Raw genomic sequence first — 15,949 nt, forward strand, 5'->3', positions numbered from 1 at the left:
CAAAAGCCGCAAGTTTTGCGGAACAGTTATTTACACATTATCGTTCAGAAATTACGTCAATGGAGTTAATTCCGAGTTCCGGTGGAGCATTTGAAGTTACTGTTAACGAAAAATTACTACATTCTAAGCTAGACACTGGACAATATCCAACTTTAGACTTCATCACACAAGAAATGGATAACTTATAGTGGTGAAACAAGTATTTATAAACAAAGGTATAAATATTGAAGAAAATGTTGGAACGTAACAAGCCATGAATGAAAAACTTTTTGGGGCTGTCTTTAAAGTAAAGGAGTTTATAAGACAGCTCCTTTTTATACTATAGAAAAATATAGCGAGGCTTCCATCAGCGGGGACTCTTACGGACGATTGTTCACCATGATAAAACTTCGTAATATCCATAAACTGCGACGTAAATTTGGGGAAGTTTTCCTTCACTTGTCTCGATAAGTGCTTAATCGTCGCTGCGGAAAAACACTCGCTTTCCGTGGGGAACGCTTCAGCCTCCTCGGAAGCAAAGGACGCTTCCTGTGGGGTCTTCAGACTGTTCCTTTCCCACAGGAGTCTCGTATTTTTCCGCAGCTTAGGTTGGTGCTCGTTTTGAGTGAGAAAATATCATCAAACCTATGGAAAAATGAAAAAAATCATAAATCGTACCACTTACTAGCGTAGACAACATACGGAGACTCCTGTGGGACAGCGAGAGCTGAAGATCCACTTGGTAAAGGGTTTTTCTTTACCAAGTTAGCTGAAGCCGAGCCCGACGGCATAGAAAACACTACGAAAGCGATCTTTGCTTGAGTAGATGTTGCACTTGTGCCCTTGGGTGAAAGCGAAGTATGTTGTCGGAGCGTATGATTACAGGCTTCAAAAATGAGGGAGATTTAAGCACTATATTAATATTTTACAGTGTCGCAGTTTGGTTCTACTACGACATTTATGTATGAGAAAAATCATGAAGGATCGGGCTGGTTTTACCCGGTTTTTCTAATAAAAGGGATGATGGATTTGAAGCACTTACTACGTCAGTTGCCTCCAGTACATGAATTCCAATCTAGTGATCGTTTCCTGGATTTAGTTAATAGATCAGGACTGATGGAAAGCCAGATCACAAAAATCATTCAGCAAGTGATTCATGATTTAAGAAATCAGCTATTAGACGACATCAATCCTGCTAGTTTATCACGCATGAGTTTTGCTGATTATATTTGGATGAAAACAGAGGAGAACATACAAAGATTTCAGCAAGATCGTGTTACTCGTGTCATTAATGGTACAGGAACCGTTCTACATACTAATCTAGGTCGAGCGCGCTTAAGTGAACGTGCTATAGAGCATGTGGCTAGTGTAGCTGCTAATTATTCCAACTTAGAGTACAACATGGATGAAGGAAAACGTGGATCGAGACATGATATTATAGAAGATTTATTGGTTGAGGTTACTGAGGCTGAAGCTGCAATGGTCGTGAATAATAATGCTGCAGCAGTTTATATCATTCTTAGAGCTTTAGCAAAGGAAAAAGAAGTAATTGTTTCACGAGGCCAATTAATAGAAATAGGCGGCTCATTTCGAGTTTCTTCTATTATGGAGGAAAGTGGAGCAACCCTTGTCGAAGTAGGAACAACGAATAAAACCCATTTGTTTGATTATGAAAATGCCATTAATGAAGAAACCAAAATGATATTAAAAGTTCACACAAGTAATTTTAAAACGGTTGGATTTACAGAAACAGTTGGAACAGAAGAGCTTGTACAGCTTAAAAAACAACACGATGGAGTAGTGTTGTATGAAGATTTAGGAAGTGGATCTCTCTATGATTTTAGGAAAAATGGAGTAGGAAATGAACCAGTTGTTCGAGAGGTAATCGAAGCAGGAGTAGATCTTGTTTCTTTTAGTGGGGATAAATTATTAGGCGGACCGCAAGCTGGCATAATAGTTGGAAAAAGGTCTTTCATTCAACAGTTAAAAAAGCACCAACTGGCAAGGGTATTACGGGTGGATAAAATGACGTTAGCAGGACTAGAAAAAACATTATTATCATACTTGATGGGGAATGCTGCAGAAGAGTTGCCAACTGTTCGTGACATAGTAAAGCCTCTAAGTGATATAGAAATACAATCGAAACGTTTTATGAAAGAACTACAGCCATATCAAAATATATATGACTTAGAAGTGAAAAAATCCACCTCGCAAATTGGCGGTGGAACAATGCCAGATGTTTATTTACCTACATACGTAGTGGCTATTTCACATAAAGATTATACTGCACAAGAATTAGCAGGGAAGATAAGAATGAATAAACCAGCTGTCATTGCTAGAATCAAGGATGAGAAAGTATTAATCGATTTTAGAACAGTTACAAATGAAGAGATGGATGAGCTCATACCTGCATTTCTCAGATTGGCTTAAGCAAAACTAAGCTACTTTTTACTTACTTTCAACAGGAATTAGATTGTTAAGCTGGAATACATATATAAGAACATAAAATAAGGAGGGTGAAAGATGTTATTAGAACGAATGAATAATATACAATTAGAAGATGTTGAAGGTCAAAAAGTTTCCATTCAAGACTTCCAGGGAAAAAACACATTAATATTCATGTGGGCTTCTTGGTGACGTTGTCGTGAACAACTGCCAGGTTGGCAGGAGATTTATGAACACTACAGAGACAGTAACTTTGAAATTCTTTCGGTTGCTGTGGATGGTCAAGGACCTGAAGTTGTCAAACCTTATATTAAAGGAACAACATTTGCAACCGTTGTTGATGTAGATAACAGATTGGTTAATATGTTTGGGTTTAAAATCGTACCTAATGGCATATTTATTGATGAAAATGGGGTTATCCGTTTAATTAAAGAAGGATTCCATGTTGAGAATTCTGATCATGTGAGGGCCATTGAACAATTGATTAACAAAGAAGTAGAAAAGGTTGAATTTGATGATGGAGCACCAAAAAGTGATCAATCAGACTTACAGCTTCAACTTGCTCAGACTAAATTTAAACTTGGCATGGAATATGCAAAACAGAATAGAAAAGAAGAAGCATTGAAAGAATTGGATGATGCGATTTTGTTGGATCCTGAAAATTTTACGATCCGAAAACAAAGATGGTATATTCGATTTCCTGAAAAATTTGGTCGGGACATTGATTTTGAATGGCAGCAAAACCAATTGAAAAAGGAAAAAGAAGAAGAACAACAACAAAGAAATCAAGGATTAGTCTGTGGGCCAGATGGTTGTTTCATTCGAAAATAGACTCGTGCATTAGAGATAAAAAGCAGCGTTTATGCTTTAGACATAAACGCTGCTTTTTGTTATAGCTGGACACTCTCATAGCTTTTTAAATGAAATATAAAGAGGCTGGCAACTAGGACCAACCTGTTGATAAAACTAGTAACTATTATATTCACCATTCTGCTGTTCACTTTCGGCAGGGATCATAACTCCCATATTTTGCAAAGAAACTTTAGCTTGATTCAAATAATATCCTTCCATTTATTGCCATCAGATAATAATATGAATAAACGTTTTCAACTCAGGAGGTGCATTTTCTTCCATTGTTCTTAGGCCTTCACGTACCATTTTATCCTGATAACTCCATAGGCATATTGGACTTTCTAATGAATAAATTAGCATTAGAAATGGCTGAAAAAGAAGGGATGTTCCAATGTTAAAAAAGGAAGTAAAGGAGACTATAGATTATCTTGTTAAAAACCTAAAAGAAAAGCAGGCAGAGGATGGGGCTTGGAACTTTTGTTTTGAGGGCAGTCCGATGACAGATGCCTATATGATTATTTTATTAAGAACATTAAAGATTCCTGACGAAGTATTAATCAAAAGTTTGGCAAACCGTCTGTTATCTACCCAAAAAGAAAATGGAGTATGGAAACTTTATGGGGATGAGGAAGATGGCAACCTTTCTTCTACTGTAGAATCTTACTATGCTCTCTTATATTCTGGTTATAAAGAAGTAGATGCCCCAATGATGATTAAAGCTAAGCAGTTTATAATGTCACATGGCGGCATAGAACAGGTCTCCTCACTTACGAAAGTGATGCTTATGATAACAGGTCAATATCCCTGGCCGAAGTATTTTCCTTTTCCAATAGAATTTTTGCTGTTGCCGCAATCCTTTATGGTTAATTTTTTTGATTTTGTCGGTTATGCAAGAGTGCATCTTGCCCCTATTTTAATTGTTTCGGATAAAAAATTTAAAATGTCGCATCAAAACACGCCTGATTTATCATCTTTGTTTATTAAAAGACAGTTAGACGATGATGTTTTTAGGGAATTTAGGACAAATGAAGCGAAATCATTTTTATCCCATATTGTACAAAGTGTCAAAAGGCTTGTAGGACTTCCAAGTGAGCTGAATCAGATGGCAATTGAAAATGCCAAAAATTATATATTAAAAAGAATTGAACCTGATGGAACATTATATAGTTATTTTAGTACGACTTTCCTCATGATTTTTGCTTTATTAGCATTGGGATATTCCAAAACAGATCCTTTAATCAAAAATGCCATACAAGGATTAAAGGGGCTAGTATGTTATCCTAATGAACACCCTCATATACAAGAATCAACTTCCACCGTTTGGGATACATCCCTTATTTCCTACGCATTACAAAATTCTGGTGAGAACATATTCTCTTCAGCGATACAAAAAGCGAATCAATATATATTACAAAGACAACACGTTCTATATGGAGACTGGTCTATTCAGAACCCTCATACTTTACCTGGAGGATGGGGATTTTCCGATATTAATACTATGAATCCCGATGTGGATGATACAACAGCAGCACTAAGAGCGATCAAAAGGATGGCAATAGAGGTGCCAACTGTTAGGCAGTCTTGGTATAGAGGGATGGATTGGGTCTTATCGATGCAAAATAATGACGGTGGCTGGCCAGCCTTTGAAAGAAATACGGATCAAAAGATTTTAACAATGACTCCGATGGATGGTTCAAAATCAGCAAGTATTGATCCATCAACCGCAGACTTAACAGGCCGGACATTATAGTTTCTAGGTAAAGATGCTGGTTTCAATATTGATCATCCACAAATAAAAAGTGGAGTAGATTGGTTGGAAAAAAACCAAGAAAAAGACGGTTCGTGGTATGGTCGGTGGGGTATTTCTTATATATATGGGACTTGGGCTGCGATCACAGGTATGAGAGCAGTAGGCGTAAAAAAAGATAACGACGCAATTCATCGAGGAGTGTCTTGGTTAGAACACATTCAAAATAAAGATGGCGGCTGGGGAGAGTCTTGTAAAAGTGATCAAGTGAAAGAGTATATTGCTTTAAGAGCTAGTACATTATCTCAGACAGCTTGGGCTGTTGATGCCTTAATGTCGGTCTATGATTCTCCCAATGAAATGATTGATAAAGGGATTCACTATATTATTCAACATATTAAGAAACGAGGTTGGACTTATACTTATCCTACCGGAGCAGCTTTACCTGGTAGTTTTTATATTTATTATCACAGTTATAATTATATTTGGCCATTAACCACTCTTAGTCATTATCAAAACAAATATAAATGAATATCCGTAGTTTATATGGGACATAAAAGATATGGATACGATATCGAGGAGATTTTGTGTTAATCGTCGTTCGTAAAACCCCACTGATGGAAGTCTCTCTTTAATGATTTCATGAAACTTGCTTCATCAATTATTTTCAACTCATGCATCGGAAGCTCTTCAAATAAACTGATTTGAGATAAGAGCATTAATTTATTTTCCATGTACAGTCTCCTTTTCAATTTAGTTCATTCGTTTAAAATTGTAACTGTTTATCATACAGGCAATGTAATTTGCCTTACAAAAAAATAAATGCCAAGTATTGTATCAAGCAGCAAAATTCTATTCGATATATTAAATATACTTGATTTTGAGAAAGTTATAAATTATCAAGAATATTTAGAGGATCAATCTTTACTTAAAAAATAGTAATATATTAACGTGCTCAGAAATATTGTAACTCTAAAGCATAGTATAACTAATTTCATTTTATCGATTAACTTATACAATTTATGTAATGAAGCTTACGTTAAGAGGGAAATGTATAATTGCACAGTACTAATGCCAAATCACTAAGGAAGCTTTGCTATGAAGTAAAAGAGATGAAGCGGTTTCGAAAGTACCAAAGCAGATTGATGACACACATTATAAAAATAAAAAAGCCATCAAAAAGTTTTAGGCTGTTGAGGTATCTCAACAGCCTATTAATATAATATTCAAAACGTACTAGTTTTAATAAAGCCATCGTCTGTGATTCAGACGATGACAGAAGGAGGTAATCATATTCGTTGTGTAGGGTAAATGAGTTTTCGTTGGATACGGATATTAAATAAGGGCTTTCCAAAAGGGCTGATTCAAAGTCGTCATTTACGACTGTGTCAGTCCTTTCTTTACTATGGTATCTAATCTCACATTATTTACTTGCAGCTTTTCTAAAAGATAAGTAAATGTGGTTATTCATTTAGCTAGTGTTATTCTATAGTAATATTTTTAATCTAGATATTGCTTCATATGCAAAATGAAAACCAAATCCTAATAAAACGAGACTGGCCGTTAATGATATTACGGTCATCATTTTTGATGTTGGTTTTAAAAATATTTTACTATAATGAATGGATAGTGCTAATGTAACATTCCATAAACCTATCCCAATAAAAATCATACTATTAATATAAAATGCCCTAATTATATTCTCGTTCTGGAACGAATTGCTTAATATGGATCCATAAACGCCTAACCAAAATAGGATGTTTAATGGGTTGAAAGCTGCTATGGATATACCTGTAAGATAAGAGTTGATTAATCCTTTTTTACGATCATCCTTGCTTTCGGAAGAATCATCGATTGTTTCTGATCGATGAACGATGCCATGAATCCCAGTATATGTTAAAACGAGTGTACCAAATATCAATAAAATTATTTGAATCCAATTTAGCGTTAGGAAGTCAGAAAGGCCGTTATACATGAGAAACATTAAGATAAGGTCAGAACTCATACCTCCTGCTCCAACAAGCAATGAAGCCCATAGCCCTTGATACATTCCTCTTCTAATTATTTCTATATTAATAGGACCGATTGGTGCAGCAATAGATAAACCAAGAATAATTTGTTTAACCAACAGTAAAAACATTTAGTATTCCCCTTGTTATAAAGCTTGTCTTTTCTATTACATGCTCGTGTTTGGGGAATTAGAAGTAGAATGTAAAACATTATTAAAAAATATAAAAATAAGATAGAGTAGTATATTATGAGCTACTCTATCTTATTTGCAGTTTTATTTAATTTTATTCTCTCACCCAATTGGGCACATTTCACATCCAGCTAGAGAGACAAGTAAATTGGCCCCTTCATCTTGACCACCCATTTGTTGTGGTTCATCAATGATAACTTGATGATTTTTAGAAGTACCTATCGTTTGCATTCCTTTAGAGGTGGTAGAAATTTCTTCCGTCATTTTTCCCATTCTTAACACTCCTTATATTTTTCAAGGTTATATTATTAGTTTACAGTTCGGTGAAAAAATTGTATGTAATCTAACTTACAGGGGAAATCATTATGTTAAAAAGAAAAAAAGCAGAGAACATATTACTAAATGTTCTCTACCTATTGTAAGTCTCTATATTACTTCTAAATAATGAACACTAAACCAATTTTTCTTATCGACAAATACTTCTATTGGTTTAAATCGACATGTTAAACAAAGCTTTTGAAAAGAATGAATCGAGTATTTATAGGAATTTTCAGTATGAATACTTTCATCCTTGGCAAATTTAATTTGTTGATCTAGTATTTGTATAGTTTGATTCACTTTACTTATTAAATGCATTTCTATTCTGCTTCTTTCAGTGTTGTAAAAGGCATGATGAGAAAAGTTCTCCAAATGGAAGTCGGTGTGAAGTTCTCTATTTATTCGTGTTAATAAATTTTTATTAAATGCGGCTGTAATGCCTTGTTCATCGTTATAAGCTTTTTCAATAATATCTGTATCTTTTTTCAAGTCCACACCGATTAGCAGCCCATCCCCTTTTTTAAGTATAGCGGATAGTTGTCTCAAAAATATGGCTGCTTCAAATGGCTCGAAGTTTCCAATGGTTGATCCAGGAAAAAAGATAACCTTTTTATGTCCACTTAATGTAGGTAACGAAAATAGTTTGGTATAATCTGCAACTATACCATAAATGTTTAATTTAGGATAAATATTTTGTAACTGTTCAACCGTATTCCTTAGCATTGTTTTAGAAATATCAATAGGGATATAGCTGTTTAAGTTATTTTCTTCGAGTAATACCTTCGTTTTTGTACTACTTCCACTTCCTAATTCTATTAAATTAGCGTTTTCTCCGATTAACTTGGAAATAGCAACTTTAGAATCGTTTAAGATGTCCCATTCTGTTCGTGTCTGATAATACTCCTCTAATGTTGTAATTTTCTCAAATAACTCTGATCCTAATTCATCATATAAATATTTCGCGGCAAGTTTTTTTGGATTATTTGAAAGTCCATTCATCACATCGGTAATAAAATGATCATTTTTAGGGGAATAGTCTGTAATTGTAGGACACTTTTGGTTTACCATCTTCATAATACATCCTCCGCTAAACGCACCCCGCTAAATTGCCATCTCATTTGTGGATAAAAGAAATTTCGATAAGTGAGCCGTATATGGGATTCTGGGGTGGCACATGAGCCACCTTTTAAAACCATTTGGTTAGCCATAAATTTAGCATTGTATTCCCCTAATGCTCCTTTAAGCGGTTTATTTCTTGGATAAGGGGAATAAGAACTCTGTGTCCATTCCCAAACATCCCCAAATCCTTTTAAAAAGGGTTGAGTAGTATCTCTTTTAATTTTAGAAATCGGATGAAAATAACCTTGGTCAGCAAAGTTTCCTTCTACTGGTGTATGTTGTAAACCATGTTCCCATTCTTCTTCAGTAGGAAGACGTCTACCAGCCCATCTAGCATAGGCATCTGCTTCATAAAAGCTGATATGAGTAACCGGGGCATACTCATCAATTGGTAATAGGCCTGATAAAGTAAAAGCATACCATTTTCCATCATGCTTTTCCCAATATTGGGGTGCTTGCCATTTGTATTTATTAACAGCATTCCATCCGTCAGATAGCCAAAATTCTGCTTTTAAATAGCCGCCATCTTCGATGAATTGAATATACTCACCGTTTGTGACAGGACGATTTGCTAGACGATATGGATCTAACCACTTTTTATGCCGTGGTCTTTCATTATCAAAAGAAAATCCTTCTCCATCACTGCCAATTTCAACTAAACCTCCTTCTATTTCAATAAAAGACAAGTCTTGAGGAGAAGAGGAGTTATCAGAAATATCATTCGCCATATAAACAGGATGAGTTGGATTAAAAGAAAAATTATATTTTAAGTCAGTTAATAGTAACTCTTGATGTTGTTGTTCATGGTTCAAACCAATTTCAATCAGTTCTTTAATCTGATCTAAATCTGTTTGATTTGTCTTTTCGACTAAAGAAAGGATATGTTCATCTACATATTTGCGATAGGAAAAGGTTTCTGACACAGTAGGGCGAGTGATTAGACCTCTAGCTTTTTGAGGATGAAATTTTCCAACCGTTTCATAATAGGAATTGAACAGATAATTAAAGCCCTTATGAAAAACATGGTAATTTGTGAAGAAGTTCTTTAAAAGAAAGGTTTCGAAAAACCAAGTAGTATGAGCTAAATGCCACTTGGACGGACTGACATGAGTATCAGCTTGCACAATGAAATCCTCAATTTCTAGAGGTTCAACTAATTTTTCAGTGCATTTACGAATTCGCAGATACTCATCTTTTAACGTTTCAATGGATATCGTTGTCATATATAAATCCTCCTCTTAAAAAATGTATTACCTATTGCCATTATTTATTAATTGATAAATCCAAGATTTAAGTTTTCAGTTAACTTTCCCACATTCATGGAGGACATATTTTCTTTTCAGCCGCAACAAGTAATTTTCCCTCCTCTACCAAGTTAGCTAATCATGAAACAGCTGGAATATTTGCAAGAAAGCTTTGCTCCTTATTTAACGATAGCTGAAGGGTATAAGTTGACTACGTTAACCTTTAATAAAGATGTATCTAAGTTGTCCGGTTGTGCTAGATAAGGCTCATTCGTAAGTTAGCTTACGGAATGAAAGGGAAAACCTTCACGCTATCAATATTACTCAGGCATGTTTTCTGGGTTTACAGAAGGAATTTATAATAAGGAGGATATTCGGATTGATTTAAAGGGTCTTTGTGATTTGGCGAATATTTCCTTTGTTCAGGACAAAGTCGTTCAGTTTGACCCTGCCAACAGAAAAGTTTATTGCAGCAAAGAATTTCTTTTGATATTGGATCTAGTTTAGAGAAAAATATAATTCATCAAGATTACAAGCAAAAAGGATTTTGAAAAAGGTATTCAGGCAACCGAGCAAGCCAAAAATGAAATCATTAACGAAATCAGGGGCGAAATAAGCAGCATAAGAAAATGACAGTTTTATGACAGTAAACATCCCTTATTTTAACTAAAATAATTGACAATACTTTATAATGTCTTACTCTTTCCATTGAAGCGAATTTTGAAAGCATTCCTGCAAACAGGGGTGCTTTTTCTTTTGGGGTGAATTATGGATAGTTCAAGTTTCATGTCTATCATTGAAATGGCTGTTGAAAAACCTTCAGGGCTTGTTGTTTGTCAATCTGTTGAAATCACGGAACCGGCAGCAGGAAAAGCTGTTGCTGCACTTTCAATTCAAGCCTATGTTGGCTAAATGTAGCCTCTTGTGGATAACCATATTTTTGGATCATGGTTTTAGCCCCTTCTAATGGCTTCCCTTGCCACGTAGATAGAATCTGATTACATAATTATCCATGTTAATCCCCCTTATATTTGACTAGACTAAAAGTATTGTATGTAAGAATATCTTTATGAGGAACCTAAGGTCTTTTGGAGTATAAATGAAGGAATAAAGCATTAATTTATCTGTACTGCTTGAATTGAATGAAGTGATAGTTTTCATTCAAGCTTAATTAAGATATAATGGTAGCAGTGTTTTTTATTCTAGTATCAAAAATAGAACGGTTTATCGAATATAGTGATTCGTCATTAGGACTCGTCAACAAACCGTGTATGCTTTCTTTTGCTGCTAGAAAGACGCTCCATAAAGATTATTAAAATGAATCAAGTTTATCATAATTTTTTTGCATGATTTTGGAAGAATGGGTTAGACTAAGGTGCAAAGAAAACGGGGAATGAGTTGGTCGGAATCCTTGAAAGTGAGGGAGTATAATAATGCAAAAAATGCTTATTGAAGGCGGGAATTTGTTAAACGGTAAAGTACGAATCAGTGGTGCTAAAAATAGCGCAGTAGCACTTCTGCCGGCATCTATATTAGCAGATTCAAAAGTTATCATAGAGGGGTTACCGAAGATATCTGATGTAGATACATTAAACCTTTTACTAGAAGAAATTGGTGGTACAGTCGAACAACGTGGCCAGACGGTACATATTGATCCATCTCAAATGACGGCAATGCCACTGCCTAATGGTCGTGTTAAAAAACTTCGTGCTTCCTATTACTTTATGGGGGCAATGCTCGGGCGATTTAAAGAAGCGGTCATCGGTCTTCCTGGTGGATGTTATTTAGGTCCCCGTCCGATTGATCAACATATCAAAGGTTTTGAAGCATTAGGTGCGACGGTCTCCAATGAGCAAGGAGCTATCTATTTGCGTGCGGATGAACTTCGAGGCGCAAGAATTTACTTAGATGTGGTCAGCGTTGGGGCAACGATTAACATTATGCTTGCAGCGGTTAAAGCTAAAGGGAAAACGGTGATTGAAAATGCAGCAAGAGAACCTGAAATTATTGATGTAGCCACACTTCTAACAAGTATGGGTGCGAAAATCAAAGGTGCCGGTACAGATGTCATTCGAATTGAAGGGGTAGAAGACTTGACTGGCTGCATGCACACGATTATTCCCGATCGGATCGAAGCAGGTACGTATACGATTATGGCTGCAGCTCAAGGGGAAAAAGTATTAATTGATAATGTTATTCCACAGCACTTAGAGCCATTATTAGCGAAACTGCGGGAAATGGGTATACACATTGAAGAAGGGGAAGAACAGCTGCTCGTTCATCGAGGGAAAAATTTATCAAGTGTAGATATTAAAACGTTAGTTCATCCAGGGTTCCCTACAGATCTGCAACAGCCATTTTCTGCATTACTGACGAGAGCCAATGGAACTGGTGTTGTCACAGACACCATCTACCAGGCAAGGTTTAAGCATATCGACGAATTGCGCAGAATGAATGCCCAAATTAAAGTAGAAGGAAGCTCTGCCATCGTATCCGGCCCTGTACAATTAGAAGGCGCCAAAGTAAAAGCAAGTGATTTACGAGCAGGTGCCTCCCTGATCGTAGCAGGACTAATGGCTGACGGAATTACGGAAATAACCGGATTAGACCATATTGATCGAGGCTATGCTAACATCGCAGAGAAGCTCGCCGATTTAGGTGCTAAAGTTTGGCGTGAAGATATGACAGAGCAGGAAATCGAACAATTTCAAAATTCATAGTACATGTAAATCCCACAGCAATGGAAGCTGTGGGATTTCACTGTATAACGCAACCATTTTTTGTATATAATCATGATGAAGAAAAATTAGACTTTTTCCTGCAATTATTAAATTTTTCTTAAAAATAAGTTGAATATTCGTATAGAAAAAGGTAGTATAAAGGTTGAACAAGAAATCTCCTTAGTGTGGCTTGTGATGTTTATACGATTTCTTCCTATATGCTTCATATTGATAAGTTCGTGTGACAAGCTTCCATCTCATACTCTTCATGAGATTGATTATGGATCTCGGTGCTCCTTTTGAGCTTCCTAATTCACTTAAGTTAAGATATATCAAACTGTAGAAAAAAAGAATAGAGTTTGGAAAATTTAATAGTTTAAATAAAAAACTGCTGCTCCATTCCCCACTTGCAATGCTTTCTACAAATAAAAAAATCTCAAATGATGATGGAAATGATTTAACATAAAAAATAGATATAAATATTAATATAGGTGTGGTGATTTTGTGAGTGAAGTAACGATTTCAGAATTAGAATCGATGACTTTAAAGGAACTATATGCAAGAGCAAGAGAATATAAAGTATCTTATTATGCGAAACTAACAAAAAAAGAATTAATCTTTTCTATTTTAAAAGCACAGGCGGAGAAAAGTGGGTACCTTTTCATGGACGGCATATTAGAAATTATTCCAACAGAAGGTTTTGGTTTTTTAAGACCGATTAATTACTCTCCAAGTGCTGAGGATATTTACATATCTGCTTCTCAAATCAGAAGGTTCGATTTGCGTAATGGAGATAAAGTTTCAGGAAAGGTTCGTCCCCCAAAGGAAAACGAACGTTATTATGGTTTATTACATGTGGACGCAGTCAACGGAGAAGACCCAGAAGCTGCAAAAGAACGTGTACACTTTCCAGCTCTAACTCCTCTTTATCCAGATAGACTAATGAATTTAGAGACAGGAACGAAACAAATCTCGACAAGAATTATGGATCTTTTGACACCAGTAGGATATGGGCAGCGTGGTTTAGTCGTGGCACCGCCAAAAGCGGGGAAGACGATGCTGTTAAAGCAAATGGCAAACAGTATTTCGCACAACCATCCTGATACAAAGCTAATTATCCTATTAGTAGATGAAAGACCAGAGGAAGTAACTGATATAGAAAGATCTGTAGATGAAAATGTAGATGTTGTCAGCTCCACTTTTGATGAAGTTCCCGAAAACCATATTAAAGTCGCAGAACTAGTCTTAGAAAGAGCGATGCGTTTAGTAGAGCATAAAAAAGATGTCGTCGTGTTAATGGATAGTATCACGCGTCTTGCCCGTGCTTATAACCTTGTGATCCCGCCAAGTGGACGTACGTTATCAGGTGGTATCGATCCAGCAGCATTCCATAGACCAAAACGATTCTTCGGTGCTGCACGTAATATCGAAGATGGCGGCAGTTTTACTATTTTAGCAACCGCCTTAGTTGAGACAGGCTCACGTATGGATGATGTGATTTATGAAGAATTTAAAGGGACAGGAAATATGGAATTACACTTAGACCGTAACTTGGCGCAACGCCGTATTTTCCCTGCGATTGATATTTTACGTTCCAGTACGAGAAAAGAAGAATTACTTGTTTCCAAAGCACACTTAGAAAAAATGTGGGCGATCCGAAAAAGTATGCAGGATTCACCAGAATTCCTTGAGCGTTTCTTAAGAAAGCTTCGTTCCACGAAAAATAATGACGAGTTTATTTCCGTACTAGAAGAGGAAATGAAGCGGAAAGGTACTGCTAAAAAAGCGTAGCAAATAAATTTGGAAATCTCCTTGCAAACCAGTTAGGAGATTGATATAATGCTTCTGTATGACAAAAAATGCATCGAGCATAAACTAACTCTGTTTCCAAAGGATTCAGGGCAAAAGGAGTGGACAGACATGAAAAAAGATATTCATCCAGAATACAAAAAAGTTGTATTTCTTGATACAAGCTCTGACTACAAATTTCTAGGCGGATCTACTACGTCATCTGACGAAACAATCGAATGGGAAGATGGAAACACTTATCCATTAATCCGTGTAGAAATTAGTTCAGCTTCTCACCCGTTCTATACTGGTAAGCAAAAAGCTGATAAAGTCGGCGGTCGTGTTGACCGATTCAAGAAAAAATACAACCTTAGCTAATCGGTATTTTTTCACAGTATTAGTTGATATAACAGGATATAATCCTTACGAAACAGGCAAATGCTCTATATGTTTGCCTGTTTTTTGTTTGTGAAATAAATGCAAAGGCTGTTGTTTAGCTCTTACATACGTTAGGGCGGGAAAGGTATAAAAAATGTCAAAATTTATATAGAAGACAATAAAACCAGGCAAGTAGGGGTTAAGGAGAGAAATTTGTGGCACAGTTATATTTTAAATATGGAGCAATGAACAGTGGGAAATCAATCGAGATATTAAAGGTAGCTCATAACTACGAGGAGCAGAATAAGCCGGTTTTAATTTTTACTTCAGGTATGGATGATCGAGAAAGGGTTGGGTTTGTATCAAGTAGAATAGGGCTTAAAAGAAAAGCTCTCCCAATCTTTGAAAAAACAAATGTTTTTGATGTTGTGAAAAATGCTAAGCAGAGGCCTTATTGTGTACTGGTAGATGAGGCGCAATTCTTAGATAAAGAACATGTGTTGCAATTAACGGAAATAGTTGATTTTCTAGATATACCCGTAATGGGTTTTGGACTAAAAAATGACTTTCAAAATGAATTATTTGAGGGAAGTAAATACTTTTTGCTTTATGCAGATAAAATTGAAGAAATGAAAACCATATGTTGGTTTTGTAAAAGAAAAGCACTAATGAATTTGCGAGTAGATGAAAATGATAAGCCTGTTTATACTGGTGAACAGATTCAAATTGGCGGAAATGACTCCTACTACCCAGTATGTCGTAAATGTCATAGAAATCCGCCACTTTAAAGCATGTGTTCATGATGAACGAAAAGTTCTAACAGCACAATATCCATAAACTACGCAGTAAATTTGGGGAAGTTTTCCTCCGCTTGTCTCAATGAGTGCGTAATCGGCGCTGCGGAAAAACACTCGCTTTCCGTGGGGAACGCTTCAGCCTCCTCGGAAGCAAAGGACGCTTCCTGCGGGGTCTTCAGACTGTTCCTTTCCCACAGGAGTCTCGTATTTTTCCGCAGCTTAGGTTGGTGCTCGTTTTGAGTAAGGAAATATCATAAATTCTATGAAAAATGAAACACTTCATAAATCGTATCACTCACTAGCGTAGACAACATACGTAGACTCCTGCGGGAACAGCACGAGCTGAAAATCCCGGAGGCAGT

13 protein-coding genes and 2 pseudogenes are annotated in these 15,949 nt (G+C 36.1%); 10 read left to right on the top strand and 5 right to left on the bottom strand.

Annotation, left to right across the window (positions count from 1 at the left end; all coding sequences use genetic code 11):
* Nucleotides 1–2: 2 nt before the first annotated feature.
* From GHD00_RS15670 to shc, 5 genes and pseudogenes are all read left to right on the top strand, one after another.
* A pseudogene (locus tag GHD00_RS15670) lies at nt 3–188 on the top strand (Rdx family protein); the annotation flags it as partial.
* 814 nt (nt 189–1,002) lie between these two features.
* Nucleotides 1,003–2,409: an L-seryl-tRNA(Sec) selenium transferase gene (gene selA, locus GHD00_RS15675; RefSeq protein WP_346427664.1), complete on the top strand. Its 1,407-nt coding sequence runs from the start codon at nt 1,003–1,005 to the stop codon at nt 2,407–2,409.
* 93 nt (nt 2,410–2,502) lie between these two features.
* On the top strand, nt 2,503–2,616 hold the full coding sequence (locus GHD00_RS21480) for a TlpA family protein disulfide reductase (protein ID WP_481810393.1): 114 nt from the start codon (nt 2,503–2,505) through the stop codon (nt 2,614–2,616).
* An 81-nt stretch (nt 2,617–2,697) separates the two neighbouring features.
* On the top strand, nt 2,698–3,255 hold the full coding sequence (locus GHD00_RS15680; RefSeq protein WP_346427663.1) for a thioredoxin family protein: 558 nt from the start codon (nt 2,698–2,700) through the stop codon (nt 3,253–3,255).
* Nucleotides 3,256–3,667: 412 nt separating this feature from the next.
* Nucleotides 3,668–5,554, top strand: a pseudogene (gene shc, locus GHD00_RS15685) (squalene--hopene cyclase).
* 59 nt (nt 5,555–5,613) lie between these two features.
* Here the strand turns inward: shc and GHD00_RS15690 are convergent.
* The 5 genes from GHD00_RS15690 to egtB all read right to left on the bottom strand — a co-directional run bounded on the left by GHD00_RS15690 (nt 5,614) and on the right by egtB (nt 9,883).
* Nucleotides 5,614–5,757 (bottom strand): hypothetical protein, encoded by a 144-nt coding sequence (locus tag GHD00_RS15690; protein WP_163539090.1) that lies wholly within the window; start codon nt 5,755–5,757, stop codon nt 5,614–5,616.
* Between the two features lie 752 nt (nt 5,758–6,509).
* Nucleotides 6,510–7,163 carry a LysE family transporter gene (locus GHD00_RS15695; protein ID WP_163539101.1) on the bottom strand — a complete coding sequence of 218 codons (654 nt, stop codon included), beginning with the start codon at nt 7,161–7,163 and terminating at the stop codon, nt 6,510–6,512.
* Nucleotides 7,164–7,325: 162 nt separating this feature from the next.
* Nucleotides 7,326–7,496, bottom strand: a complete 171-nt coding sequence (locus GHD00_RS15700; protein WP_205600781.1) for an OsmC family protein — start codon at nt 7,494–7,496, stop codon at nt 7,326–7,328.
* A 153-nt stretch (nt 7,497–7,649) separates the two neighbouring features.
* On the bottom strand, nt 7,650–8,615 hold the full coding sequence (gene egtD / locus GHD00_RS15705) for an L-histidine N(alpha)-methyltransferase (RefSeq protein WP_240468725.1): 966 nt from the start codon (nt 8,613–8,615) through the stop codon (nt 7,650–7,652).
* Complete coding sequence (egtB, locus tag GHD00_RS15710) at nt 8,612–9,883, bottom strand: ergothioneine biosynthesis protein EgtB (protein WP_163539102.1); 1,272 nt, start codon at nt 9,881–9,883, stop codon at nt 8,612–8,614. The genes egtD and egtB overlap by 4 nt, the downstream gene beginning before the upstream one ends.
* A 789-nt stretch (nt 9,884–10,672) precedes the next feature.
* Here egtB and GHD00_RS15715 point away from each other — a divergent pair.
* From GHD00_RS15715 to GHD00_RS15735, 5 genes are all read left to right on the top strand, one after another.
* Complete coding sequence (locus GHD00_RS15715; protein WP_163539103.1) at nt 10,673–10,816, top strand: hypothetical protein; 144 nt, start codon at nt 10,673–10,675, stop codon at nt 10,814–10,816.
* A gap of 521 nt (nt 10,817–11,337) precedes the next feature.
* A complete protein-coding gene (locus GHD00_RS15720) occupies nt 11,338–12,624 on the top strand; it encodes a UDP-N-acetylglucosamine 1-carboxyvinyltransferase (RefSeq protein ID WP_163539104.1) in 1,287 nt (428 codons plus the stop codon).
* 504 nt (nt 12,625–13,128) lie between these two features.
* Nucleotides 13,129–14,415 carry a transcription termination factor Rho gene (gene rho, locus GHD00_RS15725; RefSeq protein WP_163539105.1) on the top strand — a complete coding sequence of 429 codons (1,287 nt, stop codon included), beginning with the start codon at nt 13,129–13,131 and terminating at the stop codon, nt 14,413–14,415.
* 129 nt (nt 14,416–14,544) lie between these two features.
* Complete coding sequence (locus GHD00_RS15730; RefSeq protein WP_163539140.1) at nt 14,545–14,790, top strand: type B 50S ribosomal protein L31; 246 nt, start codon at nt 14,545–14,547, stop codon at nt 14,788–14,790.
* Between the two features lie 215 nt (nt 14,791–15,005).
* Nucleotides 15,006–15,578 carry a thymidine kinase gene (locus GHD00_RS15735; protein WP_163539106.1) on the top strand — a complete coding sequence of 191 codons (573 nt, stop codon included), beginning with the start codon at nt 15,006–15,008 and terminating at the stop codon, nt 15,576–15,578.
* Nucleotides 15,579–15,949: the final 371 nt, after the last annotated feature.

This window comes from Gracilibacillus sp. YIM 98692 (genome assembly GCF_010993965.1).
In the GTDB taxonomy this organism is placed as follows: domain Bacteria; phylum Bacillota; class Bacilli; order Bacillales; family Amphibacillaceae; genus Gracilibacillus.